This window comes from Aestuariivirga sp. (assembly GCF_041738905.1).
Taxonomy (GTDB): Bacteria; Pseudomonadota; Alphaproteobacteria; order Rhizobiales; family Aestuariivirgaceae; genus Aestuariivirga.
In genome coordinates this window covers 1-15,646 of record NZ_JBGSOZ010000009.1, presented here as the reverse complement: position 1 = coordinate 15,646, position 15,646 = coordinate 1, and the positions used below count along the sequence as shown (strand labels likewise).

Here is a 15,646-nt window from a genome sequence, read left to right as displayed (position 1 = left end):
CTGACGAAACCCGACGAGGCCCGCTCGCTGCTGGTCGCGGCACTGGCTGGCGCGAAACATCCGCCGCGCATCATCCTGCTCGCACGCCGCGACGACGTGGGGCCGATGCTGCGGCTTCCAGGCGTCTATTGCGTCGTCACCTTCCCGCTGCTCCCGGCCCAGATCAGGGCGGCGGTGACGGACCGCCGGAGCAAGCGCCGCAATAGTGACGCACCGAAGGAGCCACCCGCGGCGGCGGAGGCCCATGCGGCCGAACATCCTGAGCAGGATGCGCATCTGAAGTCTCCTGAAGCCGCGGCGAAACACGCAAGCTGGCCGGGCTTCAGACTCTATTTCCTCACCGCCGGCCGCTTCATGACGGTGGTCTCGAACCTCTACAAGAATGCCGCCTTCGTGCTGCTGGCAACCCTCTTCGCCGCCTTCAGCTTCTATGGCTTCCTGATCGGCTACTTCCTGCTCGCATCGAGCTGGGGTGCGCCGATGACGCTCACGCGCGGCCACCAGATGGTAGAAAAGGCCGTGAACGACGTGGGCGAAATGCAGGTGGCCCTGGCGCAGAACAGCCAGCGCATGAGCGAAGCCCAGCTCGAGGCCAGCAAGGCAAAGGCTGCCTATGACGATGCCACCGTGCTGGTCGACTTCATGAACGGCACCATCACATCCGAGATCGCAGCGCGCCTTCAGCAATCCGATATAGCGGGCAAGCAGGCGGCGCGGATCGAGAAGGTGATCTCGGATTTCCGCAAGGAAGAGGCCAACGGCGGCAAGGGCACCAACCCCCGCACCCTCTTCGACAAGCGCCTCATCACAAAGAAGAGTTACGACGCCAAGCGGGTCGGCTCGCTCGAGGCCGCGCAGCGTCTGTCGGCGCTTGAAGGCGAACTCGATCAGGTGAATGGAGAGATCAGCCGGCTCGAGACTTCGCTGACCTTGCTGTCCTCACTCAAGGAACAACTTGAGGGCGGCAAGATCGGCAAGGTCTCATCCGGGAGCGCGGAGCTCATCCTCCTCACCAAGGAGGCCGTCGACGCCCGTTCGATCCTCGACCAGGCCTCCTCGCAGCTCACCTCCGCCACCGAACGCCAGAACCTCCTGAAGGAATCGGCCACGCAGATCAAGCAGCGGATCTCCGACATCGAGAATGGCGCCCTCGGCCGTGCCGTCAAGGGCCGCATCGACGTGATCTTCGTGCCCTACGGCAACGAAAGAAGCTTCGCTGAGGGAGCCCCGCTCTACTCCTGCGCCCTTACCGTCCTGTTCTGTCATCGCGCCGGCACTGTCGGCCAGGCGCTCCCCGGCGAATCCACCGCCGTTCACCCATTTTTTGGCAAACCGCTCCGCGGCTACTTCGTCGAGGCAACGCTCGACGATCCCGCGGCAGCATCCGAGGAGATCATCCATGCCGGCCGGGCACCCTTCTTCTTCTAGCCGGACAGCGGCCCTTTTCGTGCTGACAGCGGTATTGGGCATTTCCGGCTGCGCCGGCCGCACGGCCTTGCTGTCGGAAACTTCGGCAAGTTCGCAACCGCTCCGCCTCACCACCATCAACGAGGATGAAACGGCGGCGGCGGCACCTCCCGCACCGCGCATCGAACCCGTTGCCGAAACTCCGGCCACGAGGGACATCGTTCCGGCGGCAACCGAGCGCTCGGCCTGGTGCGAGTATCTCTCCGAGGATGCGGCAGCCGATGCGACGGTGCTCCGGTCTCCGACGCTCAAGGGGCAGATCGACGACGATGCCAAGGGATCGGTCAGCGTCAGCCTCAGTGCCTCGTCGTTCCGCAAGGCAACTCTTCTGGAACAATCGGCGGAAGCCCGCTGCCGGGCCTATCTCGCCGAAGCCGGCCTGCAAAAGGTCGTCTTCCTGGCACCGCAGACTCTTTCTGCGGCAGGCTTTCGCGCCAAGGCCGACGCGATCCAGCATCGCAGCGGCGAGTTGCAGAAACTGAAGGCGCGGATTGACCGGGAAATCAAGGCCGGCAACATGCCAGCCGACAAGGCAACCTCTCTTTCAGCCATGATCGAAGGCCTTTATGCCGCCGCCGCCGAAGCGCGGTCGGAGGCCGAGCGCCGCGCCGGAGCCGCAGGAATGCTGGCGGGCCCGGCTGCGGAATACAGCGCCGAATTGCTCAAGGCCGAAGCCGACCTGGCCGAGATCAGCAGCAAGATGCGGACAGCGGATGCCTATGACGTGGCGGTGGAAGCGGGCTACAGCGACAGCGACACGGGCGATGGCTTCGATACCGTGGATCAGGGCTTCTCGGGCCGGGTCAAATTCTCCATGAAACTCGGCGCCTTCGCGCCGCAACGCTATACCCACGAGAAGCGCGCGCGCGATGCCCGCATCGCCGCCATTCGCGACCAGGAAGGTGGCGCGCTCTGGCAGGTTCGCACGCTGCGCGAGGCTCACATGCGGGCCATATCGGGTCTGGAAGATTCGCGCATGCGGCTCGACAGGGCCATTGCGGAAACACGCCGCTTCATGGCGGTGCTGGGTGAAACGCCGGACTCGGAGTTCACCGGCGCTTCCATCGAGGCAAGGCTGCGCATCATCCAGCTCGAATCCGACAAGGCCGCCGTGACAGGCTCGCTGGCTGAGATCAACACCAAGCTGCAGCAGCTGGCGCCCGGCTGAACAAGCCTTGCCTCAGAGAATGAAATCGTCCGCCTGAAGGCTCGCGACCGACACCCCGATGAGGGTGATGCTGCCGAAGCCATCGATGCTGATCACCGCATTGCCCGACACATCTGACGCGTGGGCCAGCACATCATTGAAATCAGCAAGTCCGGTGCCGGTGAGCCACACGCGGTCGGTGCGGCCCGCGCCCGCGGCGAAGTCGGTGATGGTGTCGCTGCCGAACACGCCTTCGAACACGAAGACGTCGTTGCCAGCACCGCCCGTCAGGATATCGGTGCCTTCGCCGCCGAGCAGATAGTCATTGCCATTGCCGCCATCGAGCGCGTCGTCACCCGCATTGCCGACGAGACGGTTGATTGCATCGTCACCGGTGATCGTGTCGGCGAAGTCAGACCCATAGACGAATTCAACACCGGCAAAGCTGTCGCCCATCGCCTCGCCGCCGGTTCCGCCCGTGGCAAGGCTCACGGTCACGCCACTTGTGGCTGATTGGTAGTCGGCCGCATCGCGGGCACCTGCACCGCCATTGAGCTGGTCTGCTCCTGCTCCGCCGACTAGCACGTCGTTGCCATTGCCGCCATTCAGCGCGTCGAGGCCATCGCCCCCGGTCAACCGGTTGGCACCCGCATCGCCGACGAGCTTGTCGTCAAAGCCGGACCCGAGTACGTTCTCGATATTTGCATAGGTATCGTTGGCAGCTTCTGCGCCCGAGCCCTTGCCTGCCGACAGGTCGACAACAACCCGGCCCCAGGAGCTTGAATAGTCAAGGGTGTCGATGCCGGCACCGCCATCGTGATGATCGTACCCGCCGCCGCCGGCCAGCACGTCATTGCCATCGCCCCCGAACAGCTGGTCCGAGCCCTGGCGGCCCACGATGCGATTGTTCCCGGCATCGCCCGTAAGAATGTCATCGAAGTTGCTGCCCGAGATGTTCTCGATGCCGCTGAAGCTGTCGCCTGCTGCTTCGCCCCCGGTGCCGCCGTCTGCGAGCGAGGCAACAATGCCCGCAAGTGCCCCGCGATAGTCAGCCGTATCGGTTCCAGCGCCGCCGATCAGCGTATCGGCGTCAGCGCCGCCATAGAGGCGGTCATCACCCTGCCCGCCCTGAAGCGTGTCCGCGCCATCGCCACCGGTGAGGCTGTCGTCGCCGTCGTCACCGTCAAGCATGTTGGCCTCGGCATTGCCCATCAGGCTGTCGTCGAACGCCGTGCCGAGAGCATTCTCGATGCCGCTGTAGGTGTCGCCCGCTGCGTCGCCAGCCGAGCCCTTGCCCGTGCCGAGATTGACGGTGACGGACGAAGCGGAAAGGGAATAGTCGATCGTGTCGATACCGTTGCCACCGGTAAAGCCGTTGGCCGCGGAGCCCGAAACGAAGCGGTCATCGAAATCCGAGCCGGTCGCCTTCTCGATGGACGAGAACGTGTCGCCCTGTGCATCGCCGCCCGTTCCGCTGCCGGTTGCGAAATTGATGACCACGGCGGACTGTGACGTGCTGTAGACTGCGGTGTCGGAGCCATTGCCGCCATCGAGCTGGTCGGCACCAGCGCCGCCCGCAAGCAGGTCGTCGCCATCTTCGCCGAGCAGGCGGTCGGCACCGTCATCACCATTCAGGATATCGTTGCCGGTGCCGCCCCAGGCCGTATCATTGCCGGCCCCGCCATGGACCGTATCGACAACATTGAAAGCCGGATTCGTGTCGAAGACATCGTCGCCCTTGCCGAGCGAGAAGGTCATCGCAATTTCACCGCCGCCGACCAGATCGCTGTAGTCCGAGCCGATGAAGGCCTCGATGCTGGTGAACTTGTCGTCCTTGGCATCGCCTTCGTGGCCGCCGGCAGACAGGTTCGTGAAGATGCTGCCGATGCCGTTCCGGTCCGTCGCGGAAAAGCTGATGACGACGCGCGCCGTCGCGTTGGAATAGCTGATCGTGTCGTAGCCCGTTCCGCCATCGATATCGTCGCCCCCGGCGCCGCCGATCAGGATGTCGTCACCGGCACCACCTTCGATGTCGTCCCTGTTGGCGCCGCCCGATATCCAGTCGTTGCCATCGCCGCCGAACAACTCGTCCTTGTCCGCACCACCCGTGAGGATGTCGTCTCCGGCGAGTCCCTGGAGTTCGTCATAACGGGTGCCCGTTGAGAGCACGTCGTTTCCGGAAGTTCCAATCAGCTTTGGCACGCAACACACTCCTTGGCACGGTTGCCACATCACATTCAGCAACCGATACGTCGCTCCGGTTGAAGCCGCGTGAATCAGCTACCTAAACTTTTCATCACCAGACTGCCGCACCTTGGAGCATGCGCCATCACCGCCGCCTTGACGTTGCCGAAGAACGAATTCTTATCACAATTGTTTCAATGGGTTACACTCACATCCGGTGTCGTTCTGACAGCATCTTGCCCTCGAACAGCGACGTTCTCTGGGCCGGAACGACAAGTTCGATTCCAAATAGCGTGAATGTTCCACTAACTCCTGGATGCAGACATGCCGGTCACCGGACTTCCAGCCAATGACCAGCACAACACCGTCGCCCGAAGCGAAATGCTTGAAGCCAGCCTTTACTCGCTGATCATTGCAATCGAAAACCGCAGTGCCGGCTACGGCTGGTTCAGTTTTACGGTCGACGTCTGCAGCGGCATCAACTTCGAGCAATTCCATCCTGTGGGGCGGGTGCCGCTTCGATCACCGGCGGACTGGGCTCCGGCATCGTGATCGCCTGAGGCGGGACAACCGTCGGGTAGCAGAGGCAAGGAGGCATCTCATGATGCCACCTTTCTCCTTGCCACGCGCCGCCTGCGCGGACGCTGTCTCGAAAGGCCGTGCTCGGTCTTGTTCCAATGGAACGGCGCCACGGCAAACTGCCAGAGCGCGTACCATGCAGCACATGAAATCAGCAGCCAGTAGACTGGCATGGTGGCCAGCGTTCCGGCCCAGCCCCTGATTCCACGGAGCCTGAGGGCGCGCTTGCTGGCGATGATGGTCACGGCATATCCCGCCGCGAAGATGAAGAGGTTGAGCCCGGCAATCATCACCTGAAAGAGCCCCGCACCCGACGGCATTACCGGATAGGCCGCATAGATCACGACGGTGGCAACGAGGCAGAGGGGATGAAGAAGTGCCGATGCGAAGACGCCAAGCGTCATCGCCTGCGCAACCCAGAATCCGGCCGGGCCCACCTCACGGTAAAAGCGCCGCGGTGAACGCATATGCACAAGCCATGTGGCAAGGAAGCCCTTCAGCCAGCGTGCGCGCTGCTTCATCCAGTTGAGCAGCCGCGTATTGGCCTCCTCGTAGGTGACGCTGTCCAGCGTCGCGGCATCGTAGCCGTTGCGCGCGAGGCGGAGGCCGAGATCGGCGTCTTCCGTCACATTGTAGGCATCCCACGCACCGACCTGCCGAAGCGCACGGGTGCGGAAGTGGTTCGACGTGCCGCCGAGAAGCAGTGGCAGCCGGTGATTGGCAAGAACCGGCAGCAGCACGCCGAAGAGCACGGCATATTCGATGGTGAAGTTGCGGGTAAGCCAGTTCTCGTTGATGTTGTAGAAGGCGAGCTGTGCCTGGATGCAGGCAAGATCGGGCGATGCGGCAGCAAAATATTCGGCCGCCTTGCGCAACTGGTCCGGCTCCGGCTGGTCTTCCGCATCATAGATCGTGAGGAGTTCGCCCCGGCAGAACTGAAGGGCATAGTTCAGCGCCCTGGGCTTGGTCTGCGGCTTGCCGGCGGGCACCACGATGACGTCGAAGTGCGGCGGCAGCCTGATACCGGCCAACGCCTTCTGCATGAGAATGTCTTCTTCTTCGAGGATGAGCTTTATATCGAGGCACTGAGAGGGATAGTCGAGCTGTGCAAGAGCATCCAGCAATTGCCGCAGCACGGATGTCTCGCGGAACAGCGGGACCAGGACCGAGTAGACGGGAAGGACCCGGTCGGGAAGCTGTGGCGGGCGGATGATCCGCCGCGGCAATGCCGGCATCAGGCACAGCACGCGAAGCGCCACGACACCGAGAAAGAACATGCCGCTCAGGATCGACGCCAGCGACCACACCGTCTGGAACGGCAGGAGCAGCGACGCCGTCACGGCAGCACCCGCCAGAACCAGGGTGCAGTTGACCTGTGCCTGCGTCATGCGGCGGCTGGCGGACGCTTCGGGCTGGCGGCGGATCAGGCCCCGTGTCGCCTCGCCCAGAAGGGCAGTGCCATGAACGGCCCGCGCTGCGGCGATCAGGTCGCCGCTTTCGGCATAGGCCATGACGTTGAGTTGCCGGACATGCGCCAAGTCCAGCGCCGCCGGGCCGCAGGCGGCATAGAGCTTCACGCCGGGAAGACTGACCAGCGGCACGATCTTTGTCCGCAGTGCCAGTTCGAGGTCTTCCTCCGGCAACCGACGCAAGGCCTCGCACAGGTCCTGCCGGTCGAATCTCGGCAAGACACCGGCCCCGCCCCCCGCTATGCTCAGCGGCAGACCGGGTGCTTCGCCAAACCCGTTGAAATCGCCGCCGTCCAAAAGGGATACCTGTGCTTTTCCCGGCCAGAACCAAGCCAAGTCATCAAGTGATGCGACCTTACGTAAAGATATCAACCGCCTTATGGGTGTATTTTCTCTACGTCACTCTATCTGTGATGGCAAACGCACAGGAAACAGCGCTCAAACCCTATGACCCGCCGCTGTTCCGCACCGTGTCCGGTGCAGAACCGCCCGCATTGCCGGAGGGAACCACCGTCCGTCTGGTGGCAGACTCGAACTTCGCGCCCTTCAGCTTCCTGTCCAATTCGGGAGCTCTGGCCGGCCTTTCGGTCGAATTGGCATTTGCCGCCTGCGAACAGGCAAAACTCCGCTGCAGCATCGAGGCCCGCCCCTATGGCGAGATCATGGAGGCCCTGAGCCGCGGTGAGGCGGATGGCGTCATCGCAGGACCCCGCCTCGACGAGGCCAACCTCGCCGTAGCCCGGATGACCAGGCCCTATTTCCGGATCATGGCCCGTTTCGCCGTCAAGCGCGGGGCCGAGATCCTGTCCGCCGATTCGCAGGGGCTTTCCGGCAGGCGCATCGCGGTGGTGAAAGACACGGTCCATGCCAACTGGCTTGCCGCGTCCTATGGCGGTTCCGAGATCGTACCTTTTGACGATTGGGCTGCTGCTGGCGCGGCACTGAAGGCCGGAGAAGTGGACGCCCTCTTCGGCGACAACCTCGCGGTCATCTACTGGGTGACGGGAGAGACGTCGGCCTCCTGCTGCGAACTCCTCGACAGCGCCTTCTCCGACTTCGACTCCTTCAGCCGCAACCTGGCTTTCCTGGTGCGCCGCGACAGGCCCGATCTGCGCGCCGCCTTCGACTACGGCCTCGACATGGCCCAGGCTTCGGGAGCGACATCGCGGATCATCAGGACCTATGTGCCGCTCAATCCCTGGTGAGCGATCTCCTGGGCGGCGCTGCCCACCAGCGATGACAGGCTGGCACCGCTGCGGGTGAGTTCTTGCGCGACACCAGAAAGAATTTCGGTGACCAGTGCAGGCCCCTTGTAGACCAGCGCCGAATAGAGTTGCACCAGCGATGCCCCTGCCCTGATCTTCAGCAAGGCGGTGGCCGCATCGTGGACGCCGCCCGCACCGACCAGAGGAATCCGGCCCTCGGTCAGCAGCCTCAGTTTCGCAAGCTGCCAGGTCGAAAGCGAAAGCAGGGGCCGCCCCGACAGGCCACCCTGCTCGCCCTTGAAGTGTGAGCGCAGGCCGTCGCGCGACAGCGTGGTGTTCGACACGATGATGCCATCGACAGCACCGTCGGCGCAGGCCCCGGCAATATCCTCAAGTTCGTCGTCGCGAAGATCGGGAGCGATCTTGAGCAGCATTGGCGGGCGCAGGTCCTGCCGTTCACGCGCCGCGTTCAGCCGCTCGAGAAGGGCTTCGAGTTCGCCACGAGATTGCAGCGCACGAAGCCCCGGCGTGTTGGGCGAGGAGATATTGACCGTGAAGTATGAGGCAACGCCCGAAAAAGCACCGATGCCCGCGACATAGTCACCGATGCGGTCGGCGGACTCCTTGTTCGCGCCGATGTTGACGCCCACGATGCCGCCACGCGCGCGCCGCGCCCTCAATCTCGCCAGGGCCGCAGAATGGCCCTCGTTGTTGAAGCCCATGCGGTTGATGACCGCTTCATCCTCGGACAGGCGAAACAGGCGGGGCCGCGGATTTCCGGCCTGCGGCTTTGGCGTTACCGTGCCAATTTCGGTGAAGCCGAACCCCAGCGCGAGCATCGCATCCGGCACCTCGGCGTTCTTGTCGAACCCGGCGGCAAGCCCTAGTGGATTGGGGAAGCTCAGGCCGAATGCCTCGACCGCCAGCCGCGCGTCTCCTGTGGCGGCATGAGATGCCGGCAGCATCTTCAGCGCACGGATGGTCAGCAGATGCGCCGTCTCGGCATCGAGTTGGTGCAGAAGCGGCTTCGCAAAAGGAAATGCCAGGGAGGCAAGGCTCACGCGCCCGCCTCGCCTGGAAACCTGTGAACGCCGTTCTCCAGCGGAAGCGGCTTCACCCACATTGCAGCACGGGTGGGGATGGCACCGTAGACATGCGGAAAGAGATCGCCCCCGCGCGAGGCTTCCCACGTGAGGCCAGCGAGATCATGTTCGGCAAAGGCCACCAGCACGAGGCCATCCCGCCCCGCAAAATGCCGGGCTGCAGTCTCCCGCACCTGGTGCGCGGCGGACAAATGAATGAAGCCGTCCTTGAGGTCGACGGCGGAGCCATCGAATTGCCCGCAGGCCACGGCTTCGGACCATTCGCCCGCATCGAGGATCTTGAAGAGGATTCGCATGGGCGCGGACCATAGGCCCCCCGCGCCGTCTGGACAATCCGCACCTGGCAAGGTATACGTTCCTATCCATAAGAAAGTTTTACGGCAGAGGCAGCAGCAGAGAGGCGGCAACATGCTCAGTCACAAGCAGGTCTGGAACGCGATCGACACGATCGCCGAGCGCTATGGCTACTCGGCCTCGGGCCTCGCCAAGAAGTCGGGGCTCGACCCCACCTCCTTCAATCCCTCGAAGCGCAACGGCCCTGATGGCCGCCCGCGCTGGCCCACCATGGAATCGATCTCGCGCCTGCTCCAGGCATCGGGCGCCACGGTCGATGAATTCTCCGAGCTTCTCATCGGGAAAAAAGGTCAGCCGCCAAAATTGAAGCAGATCCCGCTGATGGGCTTCGCCAAGGCCGGCAAGGGCGGCTTCTTCGACGATTCGGGCTTTCCGGCAGGAAACGGCTGGGACGAGATCGAGGTGCCGGGCGTCACCGACCAGAATGCCTATGCACTCGAAATCACCGGTGACTCGATGACGCCGGTCTACCGCGAGGGCGACATCATCATCGTGTCGCCCGCAGCAACCATCCGCAAGGGCGACCGCGTGGTAGCCCGCCTTGCCGATGGACAGGTAATGGCAAAGGTCATGCAGCGCCAGACCTCGAAAACGCTCGAGCTCGCCTCCTTCAACCCCAGCCACGCCACCAAGGTGCTGGACATGAAGGACGTCGACTGGGTGGCCCGCATCATGTGGGCGAGCCAGTAGGCTGGCGCTGGCATCGGAATCTGGCGCCATGGGGAAACGCCTCGCAGCGGCACTGACGATCCCGGCGCGAATGCTGGCGATTTGTATTGCCTTTCTCTTCTGCTTTGAGTTGTCTGCCGGTGCTCAAACCTCAGACTCCGTCTGCGCCGCGAACGAGGACGAAGCCCTCGCGCGTGCCGAGGAATTCCACGAACTCGCCGCGCAAGAACTCATGCGGTCCCGAGACATTCAGTGGAGCGGCGTGAGGCTTGACGACTTCGACCGCCGCGCACGGGACTATGTCGGGAAACGCACCGGCGAGAACCTCATCTTCTACGCATGGGACAAGACCGCACTTTGCGCCTTCCTGTGGTCGCGCGGTAGCTCGCAGGTGATTTCGCGCCACTATGCACGTGTCGAAAACGGAACGCATCGCCTCAAGGGACTGGCGGCAGAGATCAGGGCCACGATTGCGGACGGTCTCAGGACAGCAAGCCGCGCACCCACCCGGCAGGCTGTAAGCGCTGAAGAGATCGCGCAGGAAATAGCAACGCGAGCATTCGGCGATGTCGTTCGCGATGCCTCAGAACTGCTCTACCCGCTGGCCTTCCGCGATGCACTTGCGCAGACCACCACGGTATCAATCATTCCAGTCGGCCCCATCTCCACAATTCCGCTCGCGGTGCTGGAACCACTTGGCGATGGCCGCAGCAGCATCGACCTCTTCTCCGTCAATATCCTCACGCTGGCCGAGGATATCGACACCAAGCTTTATGGATGGGTGCCGGGCTTCAGCAACGCATTGGTACTGGGGAATCCGCACGCTGCGGTGCCGGGCTGGGATTTCCCGAGCCTGCCCGGAGCGGAGGCCGAAGCCGTGGCCGCCAACGCCATCTTTGGCGGCACGCTCTATCTCTCACGCGATGCCACTCCTGCGCGGCTGGCCGAGAAGGCGTCAAAGGCCGACCTGCTGGTCATCGCGGCCCACGGGTTGAGCGATGCCGACGATCCGATGGACGGGAGTTTCCTCGCCCTGAGCGATGGCCCGTTGACGCCGCGCGCCATCATGGACCTGGACCTTTCATCACACCCGCTCGTGGTCCTCAGTGCATGCCAGAGCGGGCTCGGCCGTGTGCTTGATGCAGGCATCACCGGCATTGCACGCGGCTTCCAGCTTGCCGGCGCATCGAACACGGTGATGAGCCTGTGGAATGTCGATGACGCGGCCACGCAATTTCAGATGCAACGCTTTTACGAGAATCTGCGGACCATGACTCCGTCCGAAGCGTTGCGGCAGGCGACGATCACCGCACGCGAGAAATTCCCCGACCCCCTGAAATGGGCGGCCTTCCAGATCTTCGGCGTCTCGATGGTGCTGGCACCCTGACAGATTTGGGATGCCTCAATGATGTTGGCCGGAACCTACTTTACCAATTCGCCCTTCACCGCCCTTGCGATAAGCCCACGCGTATTCTCGATGCCGTAAAGCGCCACGAAACTTCCGAAGCGCGGGCCTTTTTCTTCGCCGAGCAGGACTTGATAGAGCATGTTGAACCAGCTCTGCGCCACGCCGACGGAACCGTCCTTCTGCGTCGTCGTGTAGGGCTCGCGGCGGCCGATGTCGTAGACTTTCTGCTGGATCTCGTCGGGCGAGGCATGCTCGGGCAAGGTGCCAAGGGCGGCCGAGAGTTCGAACAGCACTTTCGCTTCATCTTCCGTAGGCAGACGATATTGCTTCTTCGGCTTCACAAAATCGTCGAAGTAGCGGAGCGCATAGCCCGTCAGCGCGTCGAGGCGCGGATGGGTCTCGGGCGAAAGCTCCGGTGAATAGCGGCGGATGAAGCCCCAGAGTGCCGACTTCTCATGCGCGTTCGCAACGGCCGCGAGATTCAGGAGCAGCGAGAACGAGATGCCGCCCTCTTCCGGTGCCGGCGGATTGCCCTGGTGAATGTGCCAGGCCGGGTTCATCAGCCGGTCGGTGGGCTTCTCCGCCTGGCGCTGGTAGGCCGAGAGATAGGCCGCGTAGTCATCGACCGCGCGCGGGATCACGTCGAAGTACAGCCGCTTCGCCTCGCGCGGCTTGTTGTACATGAAGAGCGAGAGCGAATTGGGATCGGCATAGGTCAGCCATTCGTCGATCGTCAGGCCATTGCCCTTCGACTTCGAGATCTTCTGGCCCTTGTCGTCGAGGAAAAGTTCGTAGACGTAGTGCTCCGGCGCCTCCGCGCCGAGGATTTCGCAGATCCGGTCATAGATCGGCGCGTTGGTCTGGTGATCCTTGCCGAACATCTCGAAATCGACGCCCAATGCCGCCCAGCGCATGCCGAAGTCGGGCTTCCATTGCAGCTTGGTGCGCCCGCCGGTGACGAGCGTCGTCACGTCGGTGCCGTCCTCGTCGGTGAAGGTGATGGTCCCCGCCTTGGCGTTCACATCCTTCATCGGCACATAGAGCACCCGGCCCGAAATGGGCGAGATCGGCAGGAAGGGCGAGTAGGTTGCCTGGCGTTCTTCTCCCAGCGTCGGCAGCATCACGGCCATGATGTCGTCGAACTTCTCGAGCGCCTTCAGCAGCATCGCATCGAACTTGCCCGACTTGTAATAGTCGGTGGCCGACGCGAACTCGTACTGGAAGCCGAACGTATCAAGGAAGCGGCGAAGCATCGCGTTGTTGTGATGCCCGTAGCTCTCGTAGCCGCCATAGGGGTCGGGCACCGAGGTCAGCGGCCTGTGCAGGTGCGGCTCCAGAAAGGAGCGATCCGGCACATTCTCCGGAATCTTCCGCATGCCGTCCATGTCGTCGGAGAAGCACAGCAGCCGCGTGGGAACATCGCAAAGAAGCTCGAAGGCGCGCCGGACCATGGTGGTGCGCGCCACCTCGCCGAAGGTGCCGATGTGCGGGAGCCCTGAAGGACCGTATCCGGTCTCGAACAGCACTTCCGTCTTTCCCGTGCGTTTGACGCGCGCCACCAGTTTGCGGGCTTCCTCGAAAGGCCAGGCCTTGCTGGTTTCTGCGGCGGCGCGAAGAACGGGATCGGCGGTCATCTTGAGGGGAGCTTCCGGGTTGGCAATGGCCCGCGTTCTTAGGGACGCGGAGCCCGGAGGTCAATGTCAGGACACGATCTCGCTGACCACCAGCGCCATCGAGACGAAGGCCCCGGCAAGTCCCCACAAGCGCCAGCGGCGCAGCTTCCCGGGGGCGCCCGGCTTCCTGCCCAAAAGGAACAGGCTGGCGTTCACCAGTGTAAAGATCGCGAGGATGATGAGACTGGTCCATTCAGCCAGTTGCAGCAGCGGCACGGTGAGCGCCAGAAGTGCGATGACGGCTGCAAGAGAGAGTATTCCCGCCAGCGGCGTCTGCCGCACGGGATGAACCCAGCCCAGCACGCGCGGAACCATCCCCTCTTCCGCCATGCCGTAGAGCACGCGGCTTCCCATCACGATCTGCACGAGGATGCCGTTCACCATGGCGATGGACGCCATGACAGCGATCACCGCACCCGATTGACCCGTGGCCCCTTCGAAGAGCACCGCAAGAGGCGCCTTGCTGGCGATGAGCGCGGCGCGGTCCGGGTGGGACGCCGCGACTGCGGCAACCAGCGCATAGACGGCAACCGAGATCACCAATGTCCAGATCACGGCCTTGGGTATGACACGGGCAGCATCATCCGTTTCTTCCGCCATGTTCACGATGTCCTCAAAGCCGATGAAGGCAAAGAAGGCCAGGAATCCGCCAGCCATGACGCCGGTCCACAATGCGGGCTCCAGAGGAGGTGCGACAGACCGCCAGATGAGACCGGATTCAATTGCGGGCGGGAGGCCAACCGCAATGACGACGATCAACGTTCCAACTTCCAGCGCCGTGATGACGGCGGCAACGCCGACGCTTTCGCGCACCCCGGCAATTGCCACCAGCGACAAGACAGTGATCACCCCGAGCAGGGCCACGGCTTCCGGCAGCCCAGAGAAACTCGATACATACCGCGCGAAAGCCAGCGATATCACGGCACTCGACATCAGCGCGGTGACGACGAGGCTGTAGCCGACCAGCCGCCCTGCCCACTCGCCGATTCCGTGCTTCACATAAAGCACCTCGCCCGCAGCACGCGGATAGGCCGATGATAGAGCCGCATAGGAGAAAGCCGTGAAGCCCGCGACCACGCCGGCCACGAGGAAGGCCCACGGCGCATGATCGCCCGCGATGGCGAGGATCTCGCCGATCAGCGCGAAGATGCCGGCGCCGATGGTGACGCCAACGCCGTAGAAAACCAGCCACGGCAGGCTCAGAACCCGCCGCAGCTGTGTTGGTGAATCGCTGCTCATGGCCTTCCCCTCTAGGCCATTGCCCTCACAAGGGATTTGATACGCGTCAACCCAGGTGCTTTTTCAGGAACTCCACCGTGCGGCTCCAGGCGAGGTCGGACGCATCCTTGCTGTAGCGCGCCGCGTTCGTGTCATTGTTGAAGGCGTGGTTGGCACCCTTGTAAACAAACAGTTCGTAGGTCTTGCCGTTGGCCTTCAGCGCCGTCTCATAGTCGGCAATCCCTGCATTGATGCGCTCGTCGAGTTCGCCATAATGCAGCATGATGGGGGCAGCCATCTTGTCGATACCCTCCTTGGGCTGGCTCCCGTAGTAGGCGACACCGGCCTTGAGGTTCGGATCGGCGGCCACCGCAAGTGCATTCACCTGGCCGCCGCCCCAGCAGAAGCCGATGGCGCCCACCTTGCCGTTCGACCCGGCAATCTTGGTGAGTGCCGCAATGGCAGCCTGCCCATAGGCAAGCGTGTCTTCCTTCTTGAGTTGCCCGATCATGTCACGGGCCTTGTCGGCATCCTGGGGCGTTCCGCCCATCGGCGTCAGGTAGTCGGCGCCGAAGGCAATGAAGCCATCCTTGGCCATCCGCCGCGTGACGTCGCGGATGTGAGGGTTGAGGCCGCGGTTTTCGTGGATGACCAGAACAGCGGGATAAGTCCCCTCAGCGGCTGGCCGCACCAGATAGCCCTTGATGCCGGGGGCGATTTCCGCGTCCTCCGCCTTGATGGCGGGGTCGTTCTCGGGCACCACTTCGGCCTGCGCGTAGTTGTTTTCGAGGACAGGCAGGAGGGCCGTGGCCGCCGCCGCCGAACCGGCCATGAGGCTCAAACGCTCGAGAAAGTCGCGGCGGTTCATGGCACCGTGGGTATAGCGGTCGAAAAGCTCGATGTATTTCTGGTCCATTGTCGTCGTTCCTCTTCCGTTCAGCCGTCAGGGTCTTTAAACGTGGCACCTTGGCAACAGGATGACAATGGATTCGAACCTTCGCACTGCCGTGGCGTCCGGCATGGGCGCCATCATTGGCGGCGAACCCATGGAGCCCTCGCGCGCGCTGGAACGCCTGACCTCCACGCCGCACCTGATCTGCCATTCGGCCTTCCTGATCGAGCGTCTCGGCATCGCGGCGCAAGCCTCGCGCGCCGCGATCCGCGCCGCCC

Annotated in this window: 14 protein-coding genes; 7 read left to right on the top strand and 7 right to left on the bottom strand. The window is 63.3% G+C overall.

What is annotated here, in order from left to right:
- Positions 1 to 1,428 (top strand): hypothetical protein (locus tag ACEW8Q_RS00780; RefSeq protein ID WP_373502144.1); only part of this gene is annotated, 1,428 nt, incomplete at its 5' end.
- The gene (locus ACEW8Q_RS00775; RefSeq protein WP_373502143.1) at positions 1,400 to 2,635 is read left to right on the top strand and encodes a hypothetical protein; all 1,236 of its coding nucleotides are present in this window, start codon (positions 1,400 to 1,402) and stop codon (positions 2,633 to 2,635) included. The genes ACEW8Q_RS00780 and ACEW8Q_RS00775, both read left to right, overlap by 29 nt.
- Positions 2,636 to 2,647: 12 nt before the next feature.
- Here ACEW8Q_RS00775 and ACEW8Q_RS00770 read toward each other — a convergent pair whose 3' ends face one another.
- Positions 2,648 to 4,816 carry a beta strand repeat-containing protein gene (locus tag ACEW8Q_RS00770; RefSeq protein WP_373502142.1) on the bottom strand — a complete coding sequence of 723 codons (2,169 nt, stop codon included), beginning with the start codon at positions 4,814 to 4,816 and terminating at the stop codon, positions 2,648 to 2,650.
- A 306-nt stretch (positions 4,817 to 5,122) separates the two neighbouring features.
- Here ACEW8Q_RS00770 and ACEW8Q_RS00765 point away from each other — a divergent pair, with 306 nt between their 5' ends.
- Complete coding sequence (locus ACEW8Q_RS00765; protein WP_373502141.1) at positions 5,123 to 5,350, top strand: hypothetical protein; 228 nt, start codon at positions 5,123 to 5,125, stop codon at positions 5,348 to 5,350.
- A gap of 47 nt (positions 5,351 to 5,397) precedes the next feature.
- Here the strand turns inward: ACEW8Q_RS00765 and ACEW8Q_RS00760 are convergent, their stop codons facing one another.
- A complete protein-coding gene (locus tag ACEW8Q_RS00760; RefSeq protein ID WP_373502140.1) occupies positions 5,398 to 7,065 on the bottom strand; it encodes a glycosyltransferase family 2 protein in 1,668 nt (555 codons plus the stop codon).
- 194 nt (positions 7,066 to 7,259) lie between these two features.
- On the opposite strand from ACEW8Q_RS00760, the gene ACEW8Q_RS00755 reads away from it, so the two are divergent.
- The gene (locus ACEW8Q_RS00755) at positions 7,260 to 8,051 is read left to right on the top strand and encodes a transporter substrate-binding domain-containing protein (RefSeq protein ID WP_373502139.1); all 792 of its coding nucleotides are present in this window, start codon (positions 7,260 to 7,262) and stop codon (positions 8,049 to 8,051) included.
- Here ACEW8Q_RS00755 and ACEW8Q_RS00750 read toward each other — a convergent pair.
- Positions 8,027 to 9,112, bottom strand: a complete 1,086-nt coding sequence (locus tag ACEW8Q_RS00750) for a quinone-dependent dihydroorotate dehydrogenase (protein WP_373502138.1) — start codon at positions 9,110 to 9,112, stop codon at positions 8,027 to 8,029. The two genes, ACEW8Q_RS00755 and ACEW8Q_RS00750, sit on opposite strands and share 25 nt — an antisense overlap.
- Positions 9,109 to 9,450, bottom strand: coding sequence for a DUF952 domain-containing protein (locus ACEW8Q_RS00745; RefSeq protein ID WP_373502137.1), 342 nt, complete (start codon positions 9,448 to 9,450; stop codon positions 9,109 to 9,111). The genes ACEW8Q_RS00750 and ACEW8Q_RS00745 overlap by 4 nt, the downstream gene beginning before the upstream one ends.
- A gap of 112 nt (positions 9,451 to 9,562) precedes the next feature.
- Between ACEW8Q_RS00745 and ACEW8Q_RS00740 the strand changes: the two genes are divergently transcribed.
- Together ACEW8Q_RS00740 and ACEW8Q_RS00735 are read left to right on the top strand one after the other, a co-directional pair.
- Complete coding sequence (locus tag ACEW8Q_RS00740) at positions 9,563 to 10,198, top strand: helix-turn-helix transcriptional regulator (protein WP_373502136.1); 636 nt, start codon at positions 9,563 to 9,565, stop codon at positions 10,196 to 10,198.
- A gap of 28 nt (positions 10,199 to 10,226) precedes the next feature.
- A complete protein-coding gene (locus tag ACEW8Q_RS00735) occupies positions 10,227 to 11,564 on the top strand; it encodes a CHAT domain-containing protein (protein WP_373502135.1) in 1,338 nt (445 codons plus the stop codon).
- Between the two features lie 35 nt (positions 11,565 to 11,599).
- Here ACEW8Q_RS00735 and ACEW8Q_RS00730 read toward each other — a convergent pair whose 3' ends face one another.
- The 3 genes from ACEW8Q_RS00730 to ACEW8Q_RS00720 form a co-directional block, all read right to left on the bottom strand.
- Positions 11,600 to 13,219, bottom strand: a complete 1,620-nt coding sequence (locus ACEW8Q_RS00730) for a lysine--tRNA ligase (RefSeq protein WP_373502134.1) — start codon at positions 13,217 to 13,219, stop codon at positions 11,600 to 11,602.
- Between the two features lie 66 nt (positions 13,220 to 13,285).
- Positions 13,286 to 14,497, bottom strand: coding sequence for an APC family permease (locus ACEW8Q_RS00725; RefSeq protein ID WP_373502133.1), 1,212 nt, complete (start codon positions 14,495 to 14,497; stop codon positions 13,286 to 13,288).
- A 46-nt stretch (positions 14,498 to 14,543) separates the two neighbouring features.
- Positions 14,544 to 15,392, bottom strand: coding sequence for a dienelactone hydrolase family protein (locus tag ACEW8Q_RS00720; protein ID WP_373502132.1), 849 nt, complete (start codon positions 15,390 to 15,392; stop codon positions 14,544 to 14,546).
- A gap of 67 nt (positions 15,393 to 15,459) precedes the next feature.
- On the opposite strand from ACEW8Q_RS00720, the gene ACEW8Q_RS00715 reads away from it, so the two are divergent.
- On the top strand, positions 15,460 to 15,646 hold a 187-nt coding region (locus ACEW8Q_RS00715), incomplete at its 3' end, for a hypothetical protein (RefSeq protein ID WP_373502131.1).